This window comes from Synechococcus sp. 60AY4M2 (assembly GCF_002760375.1).
Lineage (GTDB): Bacteria > Cyanobacteriota > Cyanobacteriia > Thermostichales > Thermostichaceae > Thermostichus.
In genome coordinates this window covers 1568832-1593796 of the sequence record NZ_AUMZ01000001.1, presented here as the reverse complement: position 1 = coordinate 1593796, position 24965 = coordinate 1568832, and the positions used below count along the sequence as shown (strand labels likewise).

16 protein-coding genes are annotated in these 24965 nt (G+C 62.0%); 6 read left to right on the top strand and 10 right to left on the bottom strand.

The window, feature by feature from the left end; all coding sequences use genetic code 11:
• Positions 1–54 precede the first annotated feature (54 nt).
• Positions 55–1383, top strand: a complete 1329-nt coding sequence (locus tag SYN60AY4M2_RS06900) for a four-carbon acid sugar kinase family protein (protein WP_099812587.1) — start codon at positions 55–57, stop codon at positions 1381–1383.
• 16 nt (positions 1384–1399) lie between these two features.
• On the top strand, positions 1400–2914 hold the full coding sequence (locus tag SYN60AY4M2_RS06895; protein ID WP_099812586.1) for an FAD-dependent oxidoreductase: 1515 nt from the start codon (positions 1400–1402) through the stop codon (positions 2912–2914).
• Here SYN60AY4M2_RS06895 and treZ read toward each other — a convergent pair.
• On the bottom strand, positions 2911–4749 hold the full coding sequence (treZ, locus tag SYN60AY4M2_RS06890) for a malto-oligosyltrehalose trehalohydrolase (protein WP_240527760.1): 1839 nt from the start codon (positions 4747–4749) through the stop codon (positions 2911–2913). The two genes, SYN60AY4M2_RS06895 and treZ, sit on opposite strands and share 4 nt — an antisense overlap.
• 453 nt (positions 4750–5202) lie before the next feature.
• Between treZ and SYN60AY4M2_RS14640 the strand changes: the two genes are divergently transcribed.
• On the top strand, positions 5203–5337 hold the full coding sequence (locus SYN60AY4M2_RS14640; protein WP_276307362.1) for a hypothetical protein: 135 nt from the start codon (positions 5203–5205) through the stop codon (positions 5335–5337).
• A gap of 62 nt (positions 5338–5399) precedes the next feature.
• Here the strand turns inward: SYN60AY4M2_RS14640 and rpsU are convergent, their stop codons facing one another.
• Both rpsU and SYN60AY4M2_RS06875 read right to left on the bottom strand, forming a co-directional pair.
• Positions 5400–5585 carry a 30S ribosomal protein S21 gene (rpsU, locus tag SYN60AY4M2_RS06880; protein ID WP_011429105.1) on the bottom strand — a complete coding sequence of 62 codons (186 nt, stop codon included), beginning with the start codon at positions 5583–5585 and terminating at the stop codon, positions 5400–5402.
• An 86-nt stretch (positions 5586–5671) separates the two neighbouring features.
• Positions 5672–6952 carry a trypsin-like serine protease gene (locus SYN60AY4M2_RS06875; protein ID WP_099813281.1) on the bottom strand — a complete coding sequence of 427 codons (1281 nt, stop codon included), beginning with the start codon at positions 6950–6952 and terminating at the stop codon, positions 5672–5674.
• Between the two features lie 182 nt (positions 6953–7134).
• Between SYN60AY4M2_RS06875 and SYN60AY4M2_RS06870 the strand changes: the two genes are divergently transcribed.
• The 3 genes from SYN60AY4M2_RS06870 (at position 7135) to SYN60AY4M2_RS06860 (ending at position 11819) form a co-directional block, all read left to right on the top strand.
• Positions 7135–8313 carry a 1-deoxy-D-xylulose-5-phosphate reductoisomerase gene (locus SYN60AY4M2_RS06870; RefSeq protein WP_099812584.1) on the top strand — a complete coding sequence of 393 codons (1179 nt, stop codon included), beginning with the start codon at positions 7135–7137 and terminating at the stop codon, positions 8311–8313.
• A 59-nt stretch (positions 8314–8372) separates the two neighbouring features.
• Entirely contained in the window at positions 8373–10139 is a 1767-nt protein-coding gene (locus SYN60AY4M2_RS06865; protein ID WP_099812583.1) for an ABC transporter ATP-binding protein, read from the top strand.
• A gap of 90 nt (positions 10140–10229) precedes the next feature.
• Positions 10230–11819, top strand: coding sequence for a UDP-N-acetylmuramoyl-L-alanyl-D-glutamate--2,6-diaminopimelate ligase (locus tag SYN60AY4M2_RS06860; protein ID WP_011429110.1), 1590 nt, complete (start codon positions 10230–10232; stop codon positions 11817–11819).
• Here the strand turns inward: SYN60AY4M2_RS06860 and carA are convergent.
• The 7 genes from carA to SYN60AY4M2_RS06825 form a co-directional block, all read right to left on the bottom strand.
• Positions 11816–13003: a glutamine-hydrolyzing carbamoyl-phosphate synthase small subunit gene (gene carA / locus SYN60AY4M2_RS06855; protein WP_099812582.1), complete on the bottom strand. Its 1188-nt coding sequence runs from the start codon at positions 13001–13003 to the stop codon at positions 11816–11818. The two genes, SYN60AY4M2_RS06860 and carA, sit on opposite strands and share 4 nt — an antisense overlap.
• A 96-nt stretch (positions 13004–13099) precedes the next feature.
• Positions 13100–13660 (bottom strand): type II secretion system protein, encoded by a 561-nt coding sequence (locus SYN60AY4M2_RS06850; protein WP_099812581.1) that lies wholly within the window; start codon positions 13658–13660, stop codon positions 13100–13102.
• A gap of 5 nt (positions 13661–13665) precedes the next feature.
• Positions 13666–14805 (bottom strand): prepilin-type N-terminal cleavage/methylation domain-containing protein, encoded by a 1140-nt coding sequence (locus SYN60AY4M2_RS06845; protein ID WP_099812580.1) that lies wholly within the window; start codon positions 14803–14805, stop codon positions 13666–13668.
• Positions 14806–14859: 54 nt separating this feature from the next.
• Positions 14860–15624, bottom strand: coding sequence for a prepilin-type N-terminal cleavage/methylation domain-containing protein (locus SYN60AY4M2_RS06840; protein ID WP_099812579.1), 765 nt, complete (start codon positions 15622–15624; stop codon positions 14860–14862).
• A 57-nt stretch (positions 15625–15681) separates the two neighbouring features.
• Positions 15682–23247 carry a hormogonium polysaccharide biosynthesis protein HpsA gene (gene hpsA, locus SYN60AY4M2_RS06835; protein ID WP_099812578.1) on the bottom strand — a complete coding sequence of 2522 codons (7566 nt, stop codon included), beginning with the start codon at positions 23245–23247 and terminating at the stop codon, positions 15682–15684.
• A 120-nt stretch (positions 23248–23367) separates the two neighbouring features.
• Positions 23368–23964, bottom strand: a complete 597-nt coding sequence (locus SYN60AY4M2_RS06830) for a response regulator transcription factor (protein WP_099812577.1) — start codon at positions 23962–23964, stop codon at positions 23368–23370.
• Positions 23965–24061: 97 nt separating this feature from the next.
• Positions 24062–24652: a pentapeptide repeat-containing protein gene (locus tag SYN60AY4M2_RS06825; protein ID WP_099812576.1), complete on the bottom strand. Its 591-nt coding sequence runs from the start codon at positions 24650–24652 to the stop codon at positions 24062–24064.
• Between the last annotated feature and the right edge of the window lie 313 nt (positions 24653–24965).

The following is a 24965-nucleotide window of genomic DNA, read 5'->3' as shown; positions in this document are numbered from 1 at the left end:
AGGGGGATTCGTCTGTCTGGAGTTCTCGGGTTGCTTTGTCATTGAGACGGTCTCATGGCTCTCCCCCCTATCGTTGTGTTGGACGATGATCCCACCGGATCCCAAACCGTTCACAGTTGCCTGCTCCTCACCCGCTGGGATCCGGAGACCTTGAAGCTGGGGTTGCAGGATCGTTCGCCGATTCGCTTCATCCTCACCAATACTCGGGCTTTGCCCCCGGCGAAGGCAGCGGAGGTGACGCGGTCGGTATGTGGGGCGTTGAAGGAGGTGATGGGGGAGCTGGGGTGGGAGCGGGCCCTTTTCGTCAGCCGCTCCGACTCGACTTTGCGGGGGCACTACCCCTTGGAAACCGATGTGATGGCAGCGGAGCTGGGGCCCTTCGATGCTCATTTTCTGGTGCCGGCCTTTTTTGAGGGAGGGCGCATCACCCGCAACAGTGTCCACTACCTACGGGTGGGGGAGCGCTGGATCCCGGTGCATGAGACGGAGTTTGCCCGCGATGCGGTGTTTGGCTACCACCACAGCTATTTGCCTGAGTATGTGCAGGAGAAAACCCAAGGGCGGATCCGGGCCGAGCAGGTGGTGCGACTGACCCTGGAGCAGATCCGCGCCGGCTGTCTGGAGCGGCTTTTGAGGCTGGAGGGGAATGTCTGCTGTGTGGTGGATGGAGAAACCCAGGCGGATCTGGATCGTTTTGCCCAGGATGTCTGGGCGGCTCTGGAGCAGGGGAAGCGCTTTTTGTTTCGCAGCGCCGCCAGCCTCTTGACGGCCCTGGCCCAGTTGCCGCCGCAGCCGGTTCCGCCAGAGGAGATGGGGCAGTTTGTCCGCTCCGACCGGCCAGGGGTGGTGATCGTGGGATCCCATGTGCAAAAGTCCAGCCAGCAGTTGGCTCGGCTGTTGCAGGAGCCAGGGATCCAGGGCATCGAGGTGGAGGTAAAGCGCCTGTTGGAAGCGGGGAGGGAAGCGGAGCTGCTGCCGGCCCTCTTGAGCCAAGTCCACCGCGCCTACGGGCAGGGCCTGACACCGGTGGTCTACACCAGCCGGGAAGAAGTGGGGTTTGACGGCGCCAACCCGGAGGCACGCCTGGCCTTTGGGCAGAGAGTTTCCCGCCTGTTGATGGCCATTGTGCAGGGGCTGCCGGAAGGGATCGGCTATCTCATCAGCAAGGGCGGCATCACCTCCAACGACACCCTCAGCCTCGGCCTCAATCTGCCGGCCGTGCGGCTGCTGGGGCAGATCTACCCAGGGATCTCCATGGTGCTCACGCCGGCGGATCACCCCCGCTTTCCCAACCTGCCGGTGGTGCTGTTTCCGGGCAACGTGGGCGAGGCGGATACGTTGGTTTTAATCCACCGTCGCCTCCACAGCCGCGGGCTAGTCTAGCCTGGAGGAAATCACCATGGCTGAACTCATCTCCCCCCCTGAAGCTCTGCCTGCCTTGGAGGCCTGGTGGGGATCCCTGCGGCAGGGGCCAACGGTGTTGCCTCCGGCGGTGGTGCACCGCTGTTCTGAGCGCCTGGGCAGCCGGGATGCCGATGTGGTGATTGCCGGCGGCACCCTGGGGATTCTCTTGGGGGCGGCTTTGGCCCGGCGAGGCTGGCGGGTGATCCTGATCGAGCGCGGCATCTTGCGGGGGCGGGAGCAGGAGTGGAACACCTCGCGGCAGGAGCTGCAGGTGTTGTTAGAACTGGAGCTGCTCACCCCGACAGAGTGGGAGGCAATCCAGGTGACCCACTACCCCCGAGGGCGCATTGGCTTTGGGGAGGGCCCCACCTGGTGGGTGGAAGGGGTGCTCAATGTGGGCGTGGATCCGGTCAGCTTGCTGGAGTTCCTCAAGCAGCACTTCCTAGACTGGGGAGGGCAGTTGCAGGAGCAAACTGGCTTTCTTGGCGCCACAATCCACCCCGACGGGATCCGCATCCAGACCACCACCGGCCAGCTCAGCGCCCAGCTCCTGGTGGATGCCATGGGGCACCGCTCCCCCATCGTGGCCCAGGCCCGCCAAGGGCAGCCGCCGGACAGCGTCTGTCTGGTGGTGGGATCCTGTGCCCAGGGGCTGCCCGACCAACCCACTGGGGATCTGTTCTACAGCTTTACCCCCGCCCAGAACGGCTACCAGCCCTTTTGGGAAGCTTTCCCCGCCCGCGATGGGCGCACCACCTACTTGTTTACCTACTGCGACCGGGATCCCCGCCGACCCAGTCTGGAGAGGCTGTGGCAGGACTACTGCCGGCTGCTCCCTGCCTACCAGGGGGCCGAGCTGGCGCAGATCCGCTGGGTGCGCAAGCTGGGTGGCGTTTTCCCCGCCTACCGCCGCAGCCCGCTGCAACTGCCCTGGGATCGCCTCTTGGCAGTGGGAGACAGCAGCGGCAGCCAGTCGCCCTTGAGCTTTGGCGGCTTTGGGGCGATGTTGCGCCACCTGGATCGCCTGCAACAGGGGATCCACGAGGCCCTGGCGCAGCGGCAGCTCGACCGGGCGGCCCTGGCCCTGCTGCAGCCCTACCAGCCCAATTTGGCGGTGACCTGGCTGTTTCAGAAGGCGATGATCCCCCCTTTGGCGGAGAAAAACTGGGATCCCAACAGCATTAACCGCTTGTTGAGCAGAGTGTTTGAGGCCATGATGGCCGCCGGCCCCCAGGTGGTGCAGCCCTTTTTGCAGGATGTGGTGCAGTTGGGCGGCTTGGCCCAAGCGCTGTGGGGCGTGATGAGGCGGGATCCCTGGCTGGTAGTCGAGCTTTTGCCCCGGCTGGGCTTGCCGGAGCTGGTGGAATGGGCGGGCCACTTCGGCGCCCTCGGCCTCTACGAGCTTTTGCAAAGGCTAGCTGACCGCCCAGAAGCAACCCCGCAAGACTACTTTTGGAAGCGGCGGCGCGAGGCCTGGCGCTACGGCTGCGGCCGGGATCACCTCTCCTAGGTGTTCTGGCCGTACACCACCACCCCATAGGGCGGTATCTCAACGGGCTCCCCTTGGTTTTTTGCCGGCAGGGAGGATCCCTGGTCGCCGCTATCTAGAAGCTTCTGCCAACTGCCGCCGGGCCATTGGGCGTAGGTGACCACCTGGTCGGGGCTGAAGTTCAACAGGGCCAGGACAGCTTGGGATCCCTGGTGGCGGTGCAGGGCCAGGCCAGTTTGGGCAAACAGCTCCACCTCCACCGAGTTCCGCTCCAGGTTTTGCAGCGGCGCCAGGGTCTTGCGCAAGTGAATGAGGGTTTGGTACCACCGCCGCAAGACCTGGTGATGGCCGGCGTGGCCCAGTTCCCAGTTGAGCTTCGAGCGCAAGAAAGTCTCTTCCGCTTGGGGATCCGGCACCTCCCCTTGCCAGGCAAAGGCGCTGAACTCGCGGCGCCGTCCCTGCCGCACCGCTTCCACCAGGTCGGGATCCCCGTGGCTGACAAAATACAGAAACGGCGCCACCTCCCCGTATTCTTCCCCCATAAACAGCAGCGGCAGCATGGGGGCCAGCAGCAAAGCAGCGGCAGCCAACTTGAGACCTTCAAAAGAAGTGAGCTGGCTGAGGCGCTCTCCCAGCCTGCGGTTGCCCACCTGGTCGTGGTTTTGGATGCAGATGACAAACTGGGATCCCGGCCTGCCGATGGCGGAATTGCCGTGGCGCCTGCCGCGGTAGGGGGAGTACTGGCCGGAATAGACGTAGCTTTCGCGGTAGGCCTTGGCTAGGTGCTCCAATTGGCCAAAGTCTTGGTAGTAGCCTGTCTTTTCCCCGGTCAGCAGGGTGTGAACCGAGTGATGGAAGTCGTCGCACCACTGGGCATCTAGCCCGTAGCCCCCCTGCTCGCGGGGGGTGATGAGGCGGACATCGTTGAGGTCGCTTTCCGCTACCAGAACCCTAGGCCAGCCGCTGCGCGCTTCTAGGGCATCTACCCGCTCCGCCAATTCTTGCAAAAAAGGGTGGGCGCTGAAGTCGTAGATGGCGTGCACCGCGTCCAGCCGCAGGCCGTCCAGGTGAAACTCCTCTAGCCAGTACTCGGCATTTTGCAGGAAAAACTCCCGCACGCCGTCGGAGGAGCGGTCGTCGAAGTTGAGGGCCTCTCCCCAAGGAGTGCGGTACTTGTCGGTGAAGTAGGGGCCAAAGTCCCGCAGGTAGTTCCCCTCCGGCCCCAGGTGGTTGTAGACCACATCCAAAACAACCGCCAGGCCCTGCTGATGGCAGGCGTTGACCAGTGCTTTCAGGCCCGCTGCTCCCCCATAGCTGGCCTGCACGGCATAGGGATAGACGCCGTCATAGCCCCAGTTGCGCTCCCCCGGAAACTGGGCCACCGGCATCAGCTCCAGCACGTTGACCCCCAGCTCCACCAGGTGCGGCAGGCGAGGGATCAGGGCGGCAAAGGTGCCCTCTGGGGTAAAGGTGCCTACATGGAGCTCGTAGAGGATCCACTGGGAGAGCGGGATCCCCCGCCAGCCCTGATCCTGCCAGTCGAAGTGGGGATCCACCACCCGCGATGGGCCGTGGACGCCGTAGGGCTGGCAGCGGGAAGCGGGATCTGGCCGCTCCACCACCCCCGCTGCGGTGTGCAGACGGTAGAGGTAGTCCACCGGCCCCGGCGGGATCCCCTCCACCTCCGCCTGCCAATAGCCCTGCTCCTCCTGCTTGAGAGGGATAACCTGTTGGACAGGGCTGATTATCTTCAGCTCCACTTGTTCGACTAAGGGCGCCCATACCGAGAAGCGATAGCGGCCCTGCCCCAAGGGATAGGCGCCCATCCGTCCGAGCGGAGGAGAAGTCTGAAGCACGAAACCTGTCTGCACAACTTGGCTTCTACTATAGCGCCTTGCTCCCCTACACAAAAGGATAGCTTGGTAGCCCCGTACTTTAGTACGGGGCGGAAAAGCCCTTGAGCAACTTTAGTTGCTTCTTTTAGCTAGTACAGAGCTTCTCCAGGAAAACGACCTACTGCGGTGCAAAACCCGCGCGGCAATAACTAACCTGGAGGAACTTAAGTCCGAAGTAAGCAGAACTTTGAGGTTATGCCTCAAAGAACTGTCTAGGGGCGTGTTGAAAGCGCCTTCGCGAGTCCATTTTGAGCTGCGTAAGAATCCCCTGGGTGGGAGTGTCAAAGAACCTAAACTCTCCTGCTTCCCCTGCTGAGAAGGAGCCAGCCAGGCAAGAGGGCACCTGGCTCAAAAGAACCCTAGGGGAAGTTGCACCTGCAAACCCCCTCGGCGGATTCCCTTCTGGATGCAGGCGTGCTCAGCGCTATTCGGCGCTCCGCCCCCTTTCCTCCCTTGCCGAAGAGGTTTGCCGGCGAGAAACTGGTGCTGGAAGTTAAGGTGTTGAGCGGATCCCTGAAGGCTAGCCTCGTTGGGGATCCGAAAAACTAAGCCGAACCCTGGTTTGGCTACCTTGTATAGCCACAAGCCAAGTTCAGACTACTGAGAATTGCCTAGGCCATGGACTTACGGCGGTTGCGCCGCATGGCTACCGCTTTGCGCTTGCGCTTTTCCAGGTTGGTTTCAAAGTGGCGATGGTTGCGCAGATCCCGCAGAATGCCCGCCTTGGAGACCTGGCGCTTGAAGCGGCGCAGCGCCGATTCGATCCCTTCGTTTTCGCCAATCGTCACTTGAGTCATAAAGAAGCTATCTCCTCCGTCGATGAGTAGAACGAAAGCACAATCGGGATCCCTATCCTAAACCATCTCCGCCCTGCTGCTGACGGTTACAGGGCGCGGCTGCCAAAGTTGAGGCCCGAAACCGCCTCACCCTCTCTCAAATTCACGACAAACGAGGCCGTTGTTCCGGTGGAAGGCGGCGGAGAAGGCGTTGGCGCTGGGCTGGGGGCGCTGCCGATTACGGATTGTACAAAACCCACAAAGCTGGACACTCGCGTGTACACCCCGTAGAAATTGGGCTGGGCGCAGCCTCTGCCAAAACTGGTGATCCCGGCCAGGGCAAAACCCGTGCCACTGGACACAATCAAAGGCCCACCACTATCGCCCTTACACGTATCGACTCCTCCCTGGGGAAAGCCGGCGCAGAGCATGGTATCTAAAATGGTGCCATTGTAGGATTGGGGCGCGTTGCACACCTCGTTGGCGACAATGGGAACTTCAGCCTGCTGTAGAGCCCCGGGAAAGCCGCTGGGCTCCTCCTCGAGACGGGGGAAGGTGGCTCCCCAGCCAAGGATGGTGGCGAGAGTACCAGGGGCAGTCAGGTTGGTTTGGTTGGGCTGCACCAGCGGCAGGGTAGGCAGGTCCACTTGCCGAGAGAGGCGCACCAGGGCAATGTCATTCCCCCCCTCTGTCCCTCGTAGGGGGTCGTAGTTGGGGTTGAGGACAATTTGCGCGGCGCGAATGCGTTGGCCGGCACCGATTTGCAAGCGGTTGGTACCCAACAGCAGATCCAGATTTTGGGCACTCACTACCTGCTTGCCTTGATCGTCGAAAAAGCAGTGGGCAGCGGTAACTACCCACTCCGGCGCGATCAGGGATCCGCCGCAAGACAGCGCTTGAAAAGGATCTGGCTCAGCCGCGTCCAGCAAAGCCACCATCCAGGGAAAGGCCCCTTCGGGAGCAGGTCTGCCGCCCACAATCCGCTCCAGCCCCAAGCCTGAGCGCGGCGTGGTGAAGATTCGCCCCGGGGGCAAAAGGGCGGTGACGCGGTAGGTGCCGGGGGACAAGTTGGAGAAACGAAAGTTGCCGTTGGCATCGCTGACAGTGCTGGGTTCCCCTGGATCGAGGCGTCCATTGCTGTTCAAGTCCAGAAAGGTGGTGATGCCCGGCAGCCCCGGCTCCCCCGGATCCCGCAGCCCATTGCCGTTGAGATCGTCGAAATGGGATCCCTCGATGCGCCCTGCAGGAGGGGCTGGAAGCGGCGGCAGGGGACGGTTGGAACCCCCACCACCACAGGCACTTATGCTCAGGGCCAAACCCAACCCCACCAGAACAGACCAAAAGTGGGCCAGGCCAAAGGGAAAATGGGAGCGCAAAGGATAAAGCATGGTCATTCTCCAAGGCCAGACGGTTATGCTAGCCAAGCATATCCTGCCAACCGAGGAAGCCTAAAGATTGGGACTCCTGCGCCCAGCCTCCAAGACTCCTTGTTTGGGCAGGCTGCGGGAGGGTGAGTCTGCGCTGAAAGAGTGTTACGCTCTTTAGCTAGGTGCAAAGGGATCCTTAAAGTATGCAAGCCATCACCCTGCTCGGCTCCACCGGCTCCATCGGCACCCAAACTCTGGACTTGGTGGCTCAGTATCCGGAGCGCTTTCGGGTTGTCGGCTTGACCAGCTACAGCAACGTCACTCTCTTGGCCGAGCAAGTGCGGCGGTTTCGGCCTCAAATTGTAGCCATCGGGCGGGAGGAGCTGCTGCCGGAGCTGCGATCCCTGCTGACCGGGATGCGGCCGCTGCCAGAGCTAGTGGCGGGAACGGAGGGGCTGTGTCAGGTGGCGGCCCACCCGGCGGCCCAGCGGGTGGTGACCGGGATCGTTGGCTGTGCCGGCCTCTTGCCCACCTTGGCCGCTATCCGCGCCGGCAAAGACATTGCCCTGGCCAACAAAGAAACCCTGGTGGCAGGCGGCCCGGTGGTGCTGCCCCTGGTACGAGAGTACGGCGTCAAGCTCATCCCGGTGGACTCGGAGCATTCGGCCATCTTTCAATGCCTACAGGGGGTGCCGCCGGGATCCCTGCGCCGCATCTGGCTGACCGCCTCAGGGGGAGCCTTTCGCGATTGGCCGGTGGAGAAACTGAACCAGGCGACGCTGGCCGACGCCCTCAAACACCCCAACTGGGTGATGGGGCGCAAGATCACCATCGACTCGGCCACTCTGATGAACAAGGGCCTGGAGGTGATCGAGGCCCACTGGCTGTTTGGTTTGGATTATGACCGGATCGAGGTCCTCATCCACCCCCAGAGCATTGTCCACTCCTTGATCGAGCTGGCAGATACTTCTGTCCTGGCCCAGTTGGGCTGGCCGGATATGCACCTGCCCATCCTCTATGGCCTCAGTTGGCCGGAGCGCTTAGCCACCCCTTGGGATCCCCTCGATTTGGTCAAGCTGGGATCCCTCACTTTTAAGGCTCCGGATCACCGCAAGTACCCTTGCCTACAACTGGCTTATGCTGCTGGACAGGCAGGAGGAACCCTGCCGGCAGTGTTGAATGCCGCCAACGAAGCGGCGGTGGCCCTCTTCCTACAGGAGCGCATCCGCTTTTTGGACATCCCTCGCCTTTTGGAGCAGGTGTGCGAGCGGCACCAGGTCATCCCTGCCCCCAGCCTGGAGGACATTCTGGAAGTGGATGCCTGGGCGCGGCAACAGGTGGAGCTGCTGGCGCAGCAGGCCCCGGCCCAAGTTCTGGCCTGATCCCTACCAGGGGGATCCGGCACAGCGCTAGAGTGGGAAAAGGCTTGAGGAGCACCTGAGTGGCGGGATCCCATCTCCGACAACTGGCCTATTATCTGCGCCCCTATCGCCGGCAGGTGGCGCTGGGCATTGGATCCCTGCTGGTGGTAAACGGCCTGGGGGTGTTCCTGCCCTGGTACGTCAAGCTGGCCATCGACGATCTCAGCCAGAACTTGGCCGCCCTGTCGCCGCAGCGCATTGCACTTTACGCCCTGACGGTGTTGATCGTCTCCAGCCTGATGATGGGCATTCGCATTGCCTCGCGGGTGTGGATGTTTGGCGTGGGGCGGCAGGTGGAGTTCCGCCTCAAGCAGGCCATCTTCGAGCATTTGCTGACGCTGCAGCCTTCCTACTTTGCCCAGCAGACGGTTGGGGATATCCTCACCCGCATCACCAGCGATGTGGAAAATGTCCGCCGCCTGTTGGGCTTTGCCCTGCTCAACTCGACCAACACAATCTTTGCCTACGGCACCACCTTGCCGGCCATGTTTGGCATTGAGCCGCGTCTGAGCGCCCTGGCCCTATCGGTGTTTCCGGTGATGCTGGTGCTGGTGAAGTTGAGCAGCTCCCGTCTGCAGCAGGAGCAGCTCCAGGTGCAGCAGGAGCTGGCGGATCTAAGCGATCTCATCCAGGAGGACATGAACGGCATTGCCCTGATCAAGGTGTATGCCCAGGAAGAGCACGAGCAGAGGGAGTTTCGCCGCCGCAACGAGCGGCTGCTGCAGGCCAATTTGCGCCTGGCCCTCACCCGCAACCTGCTTTTTCCTTCCCTGGTGGCCTTGGTCAGCCTGAGCCTGCTGCTGCTGCTGGCGGTGGGCGGACCCCAGATTGCCGCCGGGACGCTGACGATTGGGGATTTTTCTGCCCTCACCCTCTACGTGGAACGGCTGGTGTTTCCCACCACTCTGCTGGGCTTTACCATCACTGCCTACCAGCGGGGCCAGGTCAGCCTGGAGCGGATCGACGCCCTGCTGCGGGTAGAGCCCACCATCCGCGATGCTCCCCAGGCTCTACCCCTACCTCTGGAACAGGTGCAGGGGCGTATCGAGGCCAGGGGCCTGACTTTTGCCTATGCCGACACAGGATCCGCAACGCCGGCGCTGCAGGATCTGCACTTTTGCGTCGAGCCGGGCCAATTGGTGGCGGTGGTGGGGCCGATTGGGGCGGGCAAATCCACCCTGGCCAATGCCCTGCCCCGCCTGCTGGAGATCCAGCCGGGGCAACTGTTTTTGGATGGGCAGGACATCACCCAGCTCCAACTGGGATCCCTGCGGCGGGCCATTGCCTACGTGCCCCAGGAGAGCTTTCTGTTCAGCGCCAGTGTTCGGGATAACATCCGCTACGGCAAGCCGGATGCCGAAGACTGGGAGGTGGAATGGGCCGCCAAGGCTGCCCACATCCACGCCGAGATCCTCACCTTTCCCAAGGGCTACGACACGCTGGTGGGGGAGCGGGGCATCACCCTTTCTGGCGGCCAGCGGCAGCGCGTGGCCCTGGCGCGGGCTCTGCTGGTGGATGCGCCGATTTTGATCCTGGATGACTGTCTCTCCAGCGTGGACAACCAGACGGCCCAGGCCATTCTCCGCCACCTGCGCCAGGCCAGGGCCCAGAAAACGGCGATCTTCATTACCCATCGCCTCACGGCGGCGGTGGAGGCGGATCAGATCTGGGTCATGGACAAGGGCCGCATCGTGCAGCAGGGATCCCATGCCCAGTTGCTGGCAGATCCCCAGGGGCTCTACGCCCGTCTCTGGGCCAAGCAGAAGCTGGAAGAGGCCCTGGCCTAGGTTTTCTCGGGGAGAGATCTGGCGGATCTATGGCCAGGAAGCCGGCTGAGCGGATACCGTAGGCGGCAAAGCATTGGGGTGAGAGGTGACATGGAGACTGCCGGGATCGTTGGCGTTAGCGGTGCGGAGCCTTCTCTAGGCCAATTGCTCAACCAAGCCGGGATCCAACCCCAGGTGGTTCAGGGATCCCTAGAGGGCGTGCAGGTCAGGGGTCTGTGTGCCGATTCGCGCCAGGTGCAGGCTGGGGATCTCTTCTTGGGCATGCCGGGATCCCGCGTTGACGGCGGCGAGTTTGTCCGCGAGGCGCTCACCCGAGGAGCCGTGGCGGCCCTTATTGCCCAGGAGGCTTGGGAGAAAGTTAGCGGAGAGGCTGGAGGAGGCAGTCAGCCCATTCTGGTTTTGCCCCGCAGCGGCATCAACAGGGCCCTGGCCCAGGTGGCGGCGGCCTTCTACGGCTTTCCCGCCCGCCAGCTTACCCTGGTGGGAGTTACCGGCACCAACGGCAAGACCACCACCACCCATCTCATCGAGCATCTGCTGCAGGCCGCCGGTCGCCCCACTGCTTTGCTGGGCACCCTCTACAACCGCTGGCCTGGGCACTGTGAAGTAGCCCCCCACACCACCCTGTTTCCGCTGGAGCTGCAGCGCAGCCTGAGACAAGCCAAAGAAGCCGGGGCGGAGGTGGCGGTGATGGAGGTCAGCTCCCATGCCTTGGCCCAGGATCGGGCCTGGGGGTGTAGCTTTGCCGCTGCCGTCTGGACCAACCTCACCCAGGATCACCTGGATTTCCACGGCAGCATGGAAAACTACTGGCAGGCCAAGGCCACCCTCTTCCAGCCGGAGTACTTGCAGGGGCGGGCGGTGGTCAACGCCGACGACGAGGGGGGACGGCGGCTGCTTGAGACCATTCCAGCCTCTCTGGAGCCCTGGGCCTATTCCCTGCAGCCCCTGGAAGGGATCCCTGCCCTCTGGCCCGGCGACGTTCAAGTTCACCCCAACGGCCTGCAGGCCACCCTGCACACCCCTCTGGGCACCTTGGCCGTGGCAGCGCCCCTGGTGGGATCCTTCAACCTGGCCAACCTGCTGGCGGCGGTGGGGGTGGCGCTGCACCTGGGGATCCCCCTTGAGCTCATCCAGGCGGCCCTGCCCCATTTTCCCGGGGTGCCGGGGCGGATGGAGCGGGTAACCTTGCCGGGGCAGGACATCACGGTAATCGTGGACTATGCCCACACCCCCGATGGGCTGGAGAACTTGCTCAAGGCCCTGCGCCCGCAAGTGCAAGGCCGGCTGATCTGCGTCTTTGGCTGTGGCGGGGATCGGGATCGGGGCAAACGCCCACAGATGGGCCGCATTGCCGCCACCTGGGCCGACCGGGTGGTGGTGACCTCGGATAACCCCCGCACCGAGGATCCACAGCAGATCTTGCAGGATATCCTGGCCGGGATCCCTGGATCCCCCTGGGCGGTGGAGGTGGATCGGCGCCAAGCCATCCGCCTGGCCATCCTAGAGGCCCAGCCGGGCGATACGGTGGTGATTGCCGGCAAAGGCCACGAGGACTACCAGATCCTGGGCAGGGAGAAAATCCACTTCGACGACCGAGAAGAAGCCCGTGCCGCCCTCGCCCTACGCCTCTGCTCCCCTCTCCCTTTGGGAGAGGGGCTGGGGGTGAGGGGCGGCTAACGCGAGCGGTTTTGCAGCATCAGCTCGACAAACTCCCGAAAGAGGTGGTCGGCATCGTGGGGGCCGGGGCTGGCTTCCGGGTGGTACTGCACCGAAAAGAGGGGCAACTGGCGGTGGCGGATCCCGGCCACGGTGCGGTCATTGAGGTTGAGGTAGCTGATCGCCACCCCATCCCCAGGGAGCGAAGCGGCCTCCACCGCAAAGCCGTGGTTTTGGCTGGTGATCTCCACTTCCTTCTCCAGCCCACAGGGGTGGTTGAGGCCGCGGTGGCCGAACTTGAGCTTGTAGGTGGATCCGCCCAGGGCCAGGCTGAGGATCTGGTGGCCTAGGCAGATGCCGAACATCGGCTTCCCGCTCTGCAGCAGCGCCTGGGTGGTGCGGATGGCCGTCGTCTCTGCCGCCGGATCCCCCGGCCCGTTGGAGAGGAGGATCCCGTCGGGGTTGTAACTCAAAATCTCCTCGGGGCTGGCGTGGGCCGGCAACACCATCACCCGGCAGCCGTAGCGGGCCAGGCGGCGCAAGATGTTGCGCTTGATGCCAAAATCCAGCGCCACCACCCGCAAGGGGGGATCCGGAATCGGGATCCCTTGGCTGCGCCCATAGTCCCAGTCGGCGGGGGTAGGTTCCAGCCACTCGTAGGGTTGGGGAGTAGTAACTTCCGCCACCAAGCTCAACCCCTGCATGGAAGGAGCCTGGCGCACCCGCTCCAGCAACGCCTGCGGATCCAGGATCTCCGTCGAGATGGCCCCATTCATCACCCCCTGGGAGCGCAGCCGCCGTGCCAAAGCCCGCGTATCTACCCCAGCAATGGCCGGGATCCCATATCGTTGCAGGTATTCGGGGAGGGTGGATGTAGCCCGCCAGGAGCTGGCCAGGCGCGACACGTTGCGGGCGATGATCCCCGCAACCTGAGGCCGAGCCGATTCTTCGTCCAGCTCATTGACTCCGGTATTTCCCAGCTCCGGACAGGTGAAGGTAACCATCTGCCCCCGGTAGCTAGGGTCGGTGATCACCTCCTGGTAGCCGGTCATGCCCGTGTTGAACACCACCTCGCCCACCGCCGTGCCTGGCGCCCCAAACGACCAGCCGGGGAAGGCGGTGCCATCGGCCAGCACCAACAGAGCCGGCTGCCGAGCGTGCCAGGGGAAGACTTTTTCCGGAGCTTCAAGAGTTGAGGAGACCATAACCTGTGAACCTAGACAACCCCCCTCTCCCAAAGGGAGAGGGGCTGGGGGTGAGGGCAATGGACCGGGATCGGCAGCCTGCCTATCCTACCCCAACTAGACCTCCTCCGGCTCGTTGGCCACGTTGCCACACTCGGGGTTGTTGTCCTTGCGCAGGGTGCCGATCAACGTGCTCACCACCACGCAGCGGTTCTCGCCTTGGGAGTAGGTGCTGCTGACTACAAAGCGCCCCAACTGACGCGCCCGCCCCTCCGAGTCGAAAACGGCCCTTCCGCCGTTGAAGGTATTGCTGACAGTAACAAAATTATTCAGGCGCACCCACTGGCAAGGGGTGGGCTCATCGCAAAGGCGCTCCTCGTCCTGGATCACCAGCGTGGGGACATTGGGATCTGAGTTATCGATCCCGACCACCCAAGCGCGGCCCTGGAGAGAGGCTCTGGCGTTGGTGCGGGCGGTGCGCAGGGCTCGCTCCACCTTGTTTTGCGCGTCCTCCAGTTGGATGCGCGCCCAGATGTTGATCCCGGAGGGGACGGCCAGCACGGCCAGAATGCCGATAATAACCACCACCGCCAGGACTTCTACCAGCGTAAAGCCCAGGGATCGAAGCGGCTGAGCTCGGCCAATTGTTTTTTTCTCCAAGGCCAACATACTGGACATTCCCCCTAGGAGAGCGGACGGTTGATAACACCGCGGGCAAGAACCAGTGTTTGCATTGGCAGCAAGTAGCGCGACACCTCTGAGATATCGACGCTGGTGGCATTTCGGATGTAGCGACGGAAAAGGCCAGGGTTGGCCCGCTCCATGGCCGTGGCGGTGATGTTGATGATCACATCCTGCGGTCGGTCAGCGCCGACGCTTTGCCGCACGCAGACATAGAAGCCCACGTCGTTTTGGTTATCTCCCAGCCCTGGGAAGGTGACGCCGTTGGGCTTGCCGCCACCAAAGGCATAGCCCTGCGGGCAAGCGGGTGCAACCTGCGGACTTCCCTCCCGGCTGCTGAAGATGTTGGAGACCAAAGTTGTCAGGCGGGGGCCATCTGCCCTGCCGGCAATGGGGATTTGGCGCGCTCGAGCTTGCTCGGAAGGCCAAGCAAGGAAACCATCTCGGAACGGATCGGGATCCTCAACAAAGAACGGGCTGCGACCGGCGCAGTTGTTTTGACCCTGAATGTTGAAGGGTCGCAACTCAAAACGGTCGATCCGCGCGTTGCCTTCCCAGGGAGTGCGCCCCGTTGGGTTGCCGGCGTTGTTGTAGTTGCGGCGTAGGTAGTACACCACCAGGGTGTAGATGCCGCGGCGGCTGACAAGAGTGTCCCAATCCGCATTTCTATCGTTCTGATCGAGCGGAAACTCGGGAGGTGGCTGGTTTGGTAGGGTAGCATTGCCTCTTCGAATATCTTGCAAGGTGGGGTTGCCCTCGTAGCATCCCTGCGGGATCGGCTCCAGCTTCCAAAAGGCGACAACCGGGATAGCGCCCGCGGGTTGGCGGATCCAGCCGGGGGTGTAAAGCCGCTGGATAACATCCGGGATCCCGTCCCCAAGTCGATCAGATTGCTGTGGGTTCTGCTCAGTGTCGTTGTAAATGTAGAGAGCCTCCGCCAGATCCTGCTGGATATATTCCATGGCTTGGGTCAGCTCCGCCTGCACCTGGGTGCGCCCTGTCTCCTCCCGATCCAGCCGCATCGTCTCGACGACGATCATCCCTGTGGCCAGGAGAAAGATGAAGGCAATCAGCAGCGAGACCAACAACTCAATGAGGGTAAACCCTCTGCTGGCTCGGCGGCGAAAACTCTTGAAAACCATAGGGCAACACCCCCATCTTTCAACAGGTTTGCGGGAAGGAACTCAGGCTCTACCTCAGGTTTGAGGAGGATTGGTAGGCAGGGGGAAAGCCCGGCACCTCTCGACGGGATCCTCACCTCTGGCGATGGCTATCTGCCGGCAAACATCTCCCAAGTTGGCGGCGGGGTTGACTTCTACAAACGAGGCGGCCATGGGAAAGAGCCAGACATCGGCATTGGCCAAGTTCTGGTTGGCCGAAACCACCTCTGTTCCCAATCCAGGCAGCGCTTGGCGAGTCTGCGGGTCGAAAGAAAAGCGGTGGTAAACCCTCACCCCCATGCGAAAGCTGCAGGGCACTCCCGCGATGATCTCATTTTGGCGCCGGTCGATGCAGGGTGCCCCCTCGTCGCGGAAGGTTTGGATGACGTACTCTTCCGGATTCCGCCCCGGCACTTGAACTTGGGCCAGGCGAAGAGAATACTCGTCTCTGTGCATGTAGTTGCCGGCATTTGCATCGGCGGGCATTTCGTCAGGGGGTGGGGTGTCTGCCAGCGGGTCGGCTCCTACCATAGGCAGTTGGGCCAACCGAACTGGATCCTGAAAAGCCCTTGGAGCAGCAGCCAGCTCGATATCCACCAGGGTGCGGATGCGATCCACCTCCTCCTGGGCCAGGCGATTGGCCAGCTCCACCCGCTCGCTCATGGCCCGCCGGTAGGCAACTAAGGTAAGGGCAGGGGCAAGAGCAGCCATGGCCAGCGCCACGATGATCACCGAAGCCAACACCTCGATGAGGGTAAAGCCCTCTGCTGCTGGTTGCCGCCAAATCCGTCCCTTGTCCATAGATCCCTCCCTGCTTTGCCCCTACCTTGAATCTACCCCTGGCCGAACGGGTTGATATCAGTTGAACTCATTGCAGCCGCCAATCTGGGCAGACGGATCCAACGGCACATCCGGCTGGTTCTGAAGCTCGCAGCGCAGCCGCCGCACATACGGATCCTGTGGATCCAGCTCGCGCAAGAACTCGGTGCGCGTGTTGGAGGGGAATTGGAAGCGAGCCGACACCGCGCTGGGACGACGGGCAATTTGCAGACCCACGTCGTAGCCGAAGCGGCGGTTGGGTGGGTAGTAGTAGTCGTAGCCCCGCACAAAGGTTGGATCGGCTACCAGATCGGGTGGCTCAAAGCTGTGCTGCAGGAAGGGGCCGGTGGCGTAGGTGCTGTAGTTGAGCTGGATCATCGAGCCGCTGAAGAAGAGGTTGACATCTCTCCACAGCTCGTTGAGACGCAGGAAGTTGTGCATGCCCCCGCCTGTCTGATTCAGCCGAGACGGGATCACACCGCTGATGGCAATGGCATTTACCCGCGTTTCCCTGGCCGGCTGGAGCTGCCGGTTTTGGGTGCCGTTGTCGTTGCGGCGGCGCTGGTTCACATCGGTTGAAGCCAGCTCTTGGAAGCGGGGAATGGGAATGGGCCGACGGGTCACCTCGTCCAGGATCACCCCCAGCACGGGGTTGCTGCCGGCAAAGCCAGTGGGAGTCTTGTTCAGGTCCAGGGTGAACGGCTCCACATCCACCCAGACCAGGCCATCGCCATCGCCGCCGTTACGGTCGATCTGAACCTGGATGGTGTTGCCGTTGGGCTTGACGTAGAAGCAGAGGCCATTGCGAATATCTTCACTGCCCTTGTGGTCAATGTAGTATCCGTCCGCATACTTGGACGCGGGAGTGTAGGCTTGGGTCGCGGCGCTTTTGTTGACGCGGGCGTAAGGGTTGAGCGCCATCTGGGGTTGGATCTCTAGCTCTGGCCGATCTGGCAAGTCTAACCCAAACAGTGGATCCCGCTCCAAAACATTTGAAGGCTCCTCCGGATCCCAAATGCCATTCTTGTTGAGATCCTCGAAGGTAGGATCGGCACCTTTAGGAGAGGTACGCAGAGTGCTGGGTCGGCTGTCACCGGTGTAGGCGGTGTACTTGAAGCGGTCGTTGAAGTTGGGGCGAAACACTCCGGGCACCCAGAAGCCACCGTCTGAGGGAGTGACCTGTTCATCGCCACAGCGAATTTCTCCGTTCTTGTTGAGCAGTTGCCGCCGCAATTGCCGTGCCCAGTCAGGGCTACCCACACCAGGTTTTCCAGAAATCTTGGAGCTGGTCCTCTCAGCAGGGCGGATGCCAGGCTCCTTGCTAGGATTTGCAATCTGAGAGGGCAAGTTGCCCTTCAGGCCATTGCGGGCGGCATAAGCTGGCTCGCCAAACATCCAGTTAAAGGCCGCTTGCAAAGCTTCGGCAGGGCTGGGCCACTTGGGCGGCTTGGGCACCCCTGCTTTCACTTCCAGCACCGGGGAAAGCTCCGGCTGCAGAGCAATGGTTACGCCCTCGGCAGGAGCCGCAGCCACCGTATTCACGCTGATGGTCTCCGGCTCCGGATCGGCCTCGACTGCCTGAATGGGGCGCAGCTCCACCGTGTTGGGCTTGGCTGCCATCCACTCGCCCAAGGGGCTCTTGGAAGGAGTTTCTGGGGCAAAGACGCTCGGCCCGCAGGGAGGCCCCTGGCAGGTGAGATTTTGCGTCTGCGTCTCGGTTTCTGGACAGGTGGGGCTGCTGGTGCTGGCAATCAGGTTGCGCGTTCGAGTTTGGGTAACCGTTGTAGTTTGGCCGCAGGCAACCCGAACCTGGCTGCAATCTGGGGGTGACCAGGGGCTCCACTCGCTGTAGTTGCAAGTCTTCGGGCAGGTAACCGTTTGGGTTTGCGTCCGGGTGGTGGTCCCGCAAATCGAGGTGCAGGTCTCAGTGCGGCTCTGAGTTATCTGCAGGCCGCCGTTGGCCACCGTACACTGAGGAGTCCAGCCTGTGTAGGTGCAGGTAGGCTCCGGAGGCCGGCAGGGGAAGGTTCGGCGGTCAGTTTCGACAAAGGGGCTTTGGCTGCGACAGAGCGGGGTTACTGTGCGGCTGCGGGTTTGGGTGATGCTGGTGCCGCTACACTGCTGCTGCGGGGTACACTGAGGCGTCCAATCTGACCAAGTCCCGTAGTTGTACTGAGGGTAGCAGGTGATCGTCTGAGTTTTCGGCGTTGGCGGAGTGCCAGGGCAACCGGCAGGCAAGGTGGCCGTTCTGGTTTGGGTGATGGTGGTGGCCACACAGATGTCGGTTCTACATGCAGGACTCCAGTCTGTCCAGATGGGATTGCAATTGAGAGGGGCTTCGCAGTACTTCTGGTTGGGTAACAGAGGTTTATTCCGATCCGGCTGGCAAGGCTTGTTGACCGGCGGCAGCGGCTTCAGGTACCGCAGGTCGTAGTCTTCTGGATCGCTGTCATCGCGAGTGGCAAAGCGCAGGAAGGCACCGCTGGTATTTTCGTAGGTCTGGATCTCCACCAAGTAGGGAGAAGGCCCAGATGGAGGTGCACACTCCAGCTCCACCCGCAAGGTGGTCCGGTTACTGCCGCCATCCTGCCAAGTTTCGGCGCCTGCAGCATTTGGCCCTAGGTTGAGGAAAGTGCCATTCGAGGCGGACGCATTGGCAAAGGTGGCTGTAGAGCCGTCGCGGCGCCGAATAATAATCCGCGCGCCATCGTCGCTGAAGAGACGGTAGCTCTGTAGGCCAGGCCAACGGGGATACAGCTCCCCTACCCAGCGCACCACGAAAAAGTCGTTGCCGTTGTTGTTGCCGCTGTTTGTCCCACCACTTCTGCGCCGCCAGCAGGAGCGCTGGAAGTTGAAGTGACTTGGAAAGTTGAGGTCATCCGCGTCGATGGGCCGGTTCGGCAGGCTGTTGTTGCCATCGGGCTCCCCACAACTGGGCATCCAGAACCAATCGCCGCGATCCCGCCGATCGGGGTTGCCAGGCGGAGGCGGTAGTGACAAACTGCAGAGGGGCTGCAGGATGTCAGACAAAGAGCCGTTGCAGCTGGGGGGATTGTTGTACAGCCGCCGTTTGAAGGGGGAGCGCGAGTCTATGCTGTTATCGCTGCCAAAAAAGTACTGGAAGCCTCCCCACCCAGGGAAACCGCTACCGCTGCGGGCAAAGGGGGCTAGGTTGCTCGGATTATTGATGGCATCTCGCACACAGGCCCAGCGTTGGTCGTTGTTGGCGCTGCCCAAGTTGGTCGTGGGGCAAGTGTGAGCACCGCTGGTAAACCCGTTATTGGTGGTAACGCTGCTGTTAAACTGACCAATGGCGTCAGGTACTCCTTGCGCCGGGAACACCGGATCCGGCCAGCGCACCGCCCGCAGGTAGGGCAGGTTGGCATCTTGAGCGCTCGAAGACAGGGGGCCTACGGCTCCGCTGGTGGCAAACCCTGTGTTGCGGTTGTACTGGTTCTGCGGGCTGGTCAGCCAGCCGTTGTAGTACTCGGCCAGCAACCCAGAGCCACCAGGGCTCGGGCAAGGCCCAGGTGGAGCTACCATCACCCAGCGGGAGGTATCCAGCACCGGGTTGCCCAAAGCCGAGATGCGCACCCCAAAGTTGGCATAGCCCGTATCGGGTGCCCGCAAGAGCCGCACTTCGGGCACGCCCAGCCCTGCGGTTCGGTCAGCTTGACCGGAGCTGGCATCGGTACTGTTGCGGCGGGCAAAGATGGTGTCGCGGGCAAACACATCCGGCCAACCCGGTTGGTTGGTATTGTCACCCAGGTTCTGGGCCCCGTTCGTGTTGTCAAAGCGCAGAACCCCAGCACCATCTCTGTTGGGATCCGGAGCCGGCCAGTTGTTGCCTCGGATCACCAGCGCTTGGTTGAGGAAAGAAGTGTTGGCTCCTAGGTTTGGCCCGCTGCAGCCGTAGTGTTCGTTGCGGCGAGGAGCCGAGGCTCGTTCTGGGCTGCCCTGGTAGTTCCGGTTAGCCACAAAGCTGCTGCCGCCGCCGTTGAGCGTAGCATCCTGCACAAAGCCGTCGTCGATGCTGCCATCGCAGAAATCGGCAGAGAGGATGTTCACCGAGTCGCCCAACACGTCGCTGGGCCGCCAAAGATCCTCCGCCGCCCGGGCAAAGCGCCGGTCTTCCCGGTCTTCATTGGATCCGGATCGCCGCCGCCCGTAGAAGTTGCGGTAGAGGCCAGTTTGCGGGTCGAACTCAAGGAGGGTGGTGAACTCCTCTAGCCGTCTCCCGTCCCCTGTCTGATGCAGGTTAAAGTCCCCCTGGATATAGACGGGGTTATCGGAAATAAAAGACAAGCCAAAAATCGCGTCATTAGGGTTGAACCCGCCGCGGGCCAGCACCGCCCCGTTGCGCAGCCGGAAGCCGTAGGGCCGCCGATCCGGATCGGCATAGTAGTCCACCGGTTTGGGGCTGAGACCTTGCTCGGAAACAGGGGGATCCCAGACCGTTTGACCATTCGCCGTGCCGCGACCCGGCTGGCCGGCGTTCATAATACCGGCGCTGCCCAAGTCACCGCTGGCATAGTCACCGCTGGCATTTCTGTTGCGCCAGTTGGTCAGGTAAGTGCTAAAGGTGCCCAAGGGTGGGCGGGCAATGGCATCCTCCCGTACGGCATCTTCCCGGAAGGCGTAGAAAATCCCCCCTTCTCGGTTCTCGCCAATGCCGGCAGGCAGCCAAGTGTCCCCGTTAATCAACCCCCTGGCCTGTCCGTTGACGTTGTTGGTCAGCAGGGCCAGGTCGATGTTGAGGGCCCGCACCGCCATCGCCTCGCGGCCATCGTAGAAGACGGAATCCTTGAAGGGCACGCGGTAGCACTGGTCGCCAATCCGAATTAACTCAAATCGGTTGCTGTTGGGGTGGTTGCCAAGTACTGGGCTGCTGGGGCATTCCTCTAAACGAGCATTGGGCAAGGTCCAGTTGTCGATCTTGGGCTGGGGCCTCAGCCTTATCAGTTCCAGATCTCCTAGGTTGTCCAGGTTGCACGTTGAGGGATCGCAAAGGGTTCGGTAGGTTACTGATCCTCTTTGCTGTGATCCTAAGAACGGTAACTCCCGTAAGAAGGGGTAGGCCCGCCTCCGCTCATCTTCAAGGGGATCGTTGGGGTTGGGGGGCACGCTGTGGTAAAAGGTCTCGCGGGGGAAGATGTAGCGTAGCGGCAGATAAAACCGGTTGGCCGCTTCTCGGTCCCCAGCTCGGCTGGCTTGGATGTCGTTCAAAAGGATTTGAGCTGTGGGATCAGGCTTGCTGGCATTGGCGGCATCCCGAATGCGCAGGATGTTGTCGGCCAGCATGCCCAACATGCAGCCTGCCGTTTGCAGCGTGGTTTGGTCGGCTAGGCTCAGTTGGTCAGTCACTTGGTCAGCGGGAGTGCCTCGGTTGACCAGATCAATCGCCTGCCCAATCGCCCGCCGCAGCTCTGAGAAGTTGCCAAAGGCAGTGATAAACGGATCCGGGTGAATGCGGCCCGCTTCTTGCCTGGGTGGATAGGCCCCGTCAGGATCGCCGGCAAAATTGGCCAGGTTCGTCAAAGCTGTCCACAGGGGCGTCCCAGGACGCAGCCGCTCACGCATGGGCGCAGGGTCATATTCCCAGACATTGGTGCCCTCGCCGGTGAAGAAGTTGATGCCCAGTTGGCTGGCTTGGTCGCCGGTGGGGAAAGTGGAAGCCCGCTGCAAGCTCCAGGGAGTGCCGGGGTGGGCTACCGTGGCCAGGCAAGCAATGGGGAAGCGCCCATCTCGGTGGCTGTAGTGGTAAACGGCTGTGGCCTGCACTGCCGCCGGGTTATCCCGTAGCGTTAGGCGTTGCCGCGCCTCGTTGCTGATGAAAATGGCCTGCAGCTTGGTGGGATCGTTGGGATCCCCAGGCGGCACCAGAGGCAGAGGCAAAGAATCGGTGCGGGTTAGTTCCAGGCGCTGGCCCACGATCACCCGCAAGCCCTCCACGCGTGCCCGCCGCTCCCAGTAGCCATCCAAGCCCACCTCGGAAAGGGCGCCTAGGGGTGGGTTGTCCTCGGTCAAAGACTCATTCTGGTTGTTCCTGGCATTAGGAGGAATCGGGCTACCGGCACCGACACCAAACCTCTGAGCAAAGGTGTCCACATCGCAGCCCCTTTCCTGGTTAGGTTCGACCGGTGGACGGTCATAGCTGGCCTTGGGGCCAAAGCGGTTGTCGGCCCGGTAAACATCGTCCACGTAGGGGGGGCAGGTCTGGTCGGACCGAAAGCCGCCTGCTTTAATCCGGCCAGGGTTCTCCCTCTCTTGCTCTTGGCGGTCAGAGTTCTCCCTCTTTTTGGCGTTGAGAGGAGAATCTGCCCATCCTGCTACATCTTGGGCGTAGGCTCCGCGGGTGCGAATGCGGCCAAAAAGCTGTAGCTCCAGCGGATCCAGCGCCACATTTTCTGGCTCTACCTGGTTCTGCACCGAGTCAAAATTTTGGTTGTTCAACCGAGCCAGCACCTGTGGCGCTTTGCCTCGCTCGCCAGAGTGAACATCGAAAATCAGAGTATCGCTCACCTGCTGGCCGGCGTAGCCAATGGCCCCTGCCACCAACTCTCCAAAGGCAGTGATCTCAGAGTTGTCAGCGGGCATGTAGAAGCAGGAGTGCTCCGAGCTGATGGTGAAAGCCCGGAACAAGTTGTTGGAGCCATACCGGAAAAAGAGGCTGCCCCCAGCGTAGATGGCGCCGTTCCAGTTGTAGCCGGGGGTGAAGAAGAACTCTACATCGCCGCGGCTAAAGATCCCCCACTTGTTGAGCAGATCCCGCCGCCGATCTTGCTGAAATTGCAAAGCCGAAACGGCGCGGGTGGTGGAGTCGGCGCCTTGAATCGGCAGGGTGACGGCAAAGACCTGGAAGGGCTTGTACAGCGCCGTGCCGACCTGGAACCAATCCCCCACGTTGGGGTTGACCGTCTGTTCAGCCGGAGAATCGGTACACCCCGCCAAGGCCGAACCCTGCAGTGGCCCACTGCGGATCATCAGGCGCCGCGCCCGCTCCGTATCCGTTAGCCGGCTGTCCTCAAAGTCCCTGCCGCCGGCCCGACGGGTGTTGAGAATGGTGTAGGCAGTTACGGAGTCGTTGACGCCGTTGTTGTCGGTGTCCACCAAAAACCACCAGGCCGGCGCCCGCACCGGCACGGGCAGGGTTTGCCCGGGGTTGTTGGGATCCTCTACCTCGATGTTGGTTGTAATTACGAACTGGGTTTCATCGGGGAGGATGTAGGGATCGTTCTCATCCCGCGGGATCAGCTCTCCCGCCCCATCGTTAATCAAAGCCTCAACCAATTGGGCATCGGTGGGGTTGCTTGCGGGCAGGCGGGGATCGCGTATCAGGTAGTCGATCTTGGCCCGTGCCCGGTCGATGGCGGCGTTCAGTTGCCGGCTAACCGTCTGCCCCGCCCGTTCCACCTGGGTTTGGATGTTGCGCTGGGTGGAGCGGGTCAGCAGGCCCACCGTGACCAAGCTCAACACCAGCACAATTAAGATGGCGACCGGCAGCACAAAGCCGCGCTCGCGGATCCTGCGCCGATCCACTGGGATCTTCAGAGAGCTGAGCAAGCGCAGGACAAGTTTGAGCAACAGCGGGGAAGGAGCAGACATGGCTGTATCCCGGAGTAGGCGAGTGCCAAGATAGCAACAGTATGCAAGGGATCCCGAGTCTCAGACATCCCCACGGGTGGGGGGAAGGGACAGCCTGCTCTTTTCAGGATTCCCAAGCTTTTACAAAATCCCCAGTTGCTGCGCCTTGAGCAGGGCGGTGACGCGGTCATTGGCGTCCAGCTTGCGGTAGGCGGCGCTGGCGTATTCTTTCACGGTTTCGATGCTGAGGCCGAGGCGGCGGGCAATCTGCTTGTTGGCCAGGCCCTCCTTCATCAGTTGCAGCACACACAGCTCGCGGGGGGTGAGCTTGGGCAGTTCTTTGGGGGCGGGCAGCCAGTCTCGGTCGGGGTTGGCCAAGATCTGGCGAATGACGCGGGCCAGCTCCGCTGGGTCAGTCTCTTTGGAAAGGTAGCCTTTGGCCCCAGCCCGCCGCGCTGACTCGATCAAAGCCGGCTCTTGAAAAGTAGTTATCATCACCACCACCACCGGCAGGCCCAGCTCGACAATCTGCTGGCAGGCGGCGATCCCATCCCCATCCGGCATGCGCACATCCAAAAGGGCCACCTCGACGGGGCAACGGCGGCAGTACTCAACGGCCTGGGATCCCGTCTCGGCTTCGGCCACCACCTCAAATCCTTGCGCTTGCAGGGCAAACTTTAGCCCCAGCCGAAACAGGGGATGGTCGTCGGCAATCAGAACCCGGACAGGGGAACTCATGGCAGGGGATCCCGGCCTATGAGAGGGCTAAGCTTAATCTGCCCAAAAGAGGGAGCTAGCCCTCACCCCCAGCCCCTCTCCCTCAGGGACAGGGGAGCTAGTTTTTCACAAAGACCATGCCGCGGGCGCCGGGGTTCAGGGTGGGATCCAGTTGGGTTTGGGCATTGTACAGGGCGCCTGTCAGATCGGCTGCTTCCAAAAAAGCGCCGCGCAGGTCGGCCCCGCGCAGATCGGCCTGGCGCAGGTTGGCTCCTGTGAGGTCGGCACCGACGAGGACGGCCCCGCGCAAGTCGGCGCCGCTGAGGTTGGCCACCTGCAGGTTGGCGCCGGTGAGATTGGTCTGCTGCAGGTTGGTCTGGCTGAGATCGGCTTCCCACAGAAAGGCCCCGCCCTGATCCGAGCCGCGCAAGTTGGCGCCGCGCAAATCGGCCAAGTTGAGGATCGCCTGAGAGAGGTCGGCAGCTTGCAGGTTGGCCTGCCTGAGGATGGCTTCTTTCAGGTTGGCGCCGCTCAAATCCACTCCCGGCAGCTCGGCTCCCGTCAGATCGCAGGCGGGGCAATCTTTGCTGGGGGCAACAACCTGGGATCGGCCCAGTTGGGCATCCAGCTCCAGTTGGGCAAAAACAGGAAGTGCCGCGATCCCGACCACCCCGCCGAGGAGACCGACCCAGCACCGGGACCATGCCATTTTTTTCACGGGGATCCCTCCTGGCTGACCCTCACCCCCGGCCCCTCTCCCAGAGGGAGAGGGGAGCTGGAGATCAACCTAGAACTATAGCCGTTGGCGGGAGCATGACTCTAGTCAATAATAAGCTCAACTATACTGAAAATAATGTATAATATGTTCAGTACGGATTACTACCAGTTGATCTTTCTGTTTACTTTCGAGTCTGCCAACATGGTAGCCAAAGCAAAGCAGAAAATTGGTAGTAAGACGACACGGAAACTGCGCTTTGGGTATTCTACTCAAAGCTTTGCGGGATACCGCCATTCTGTTTGGA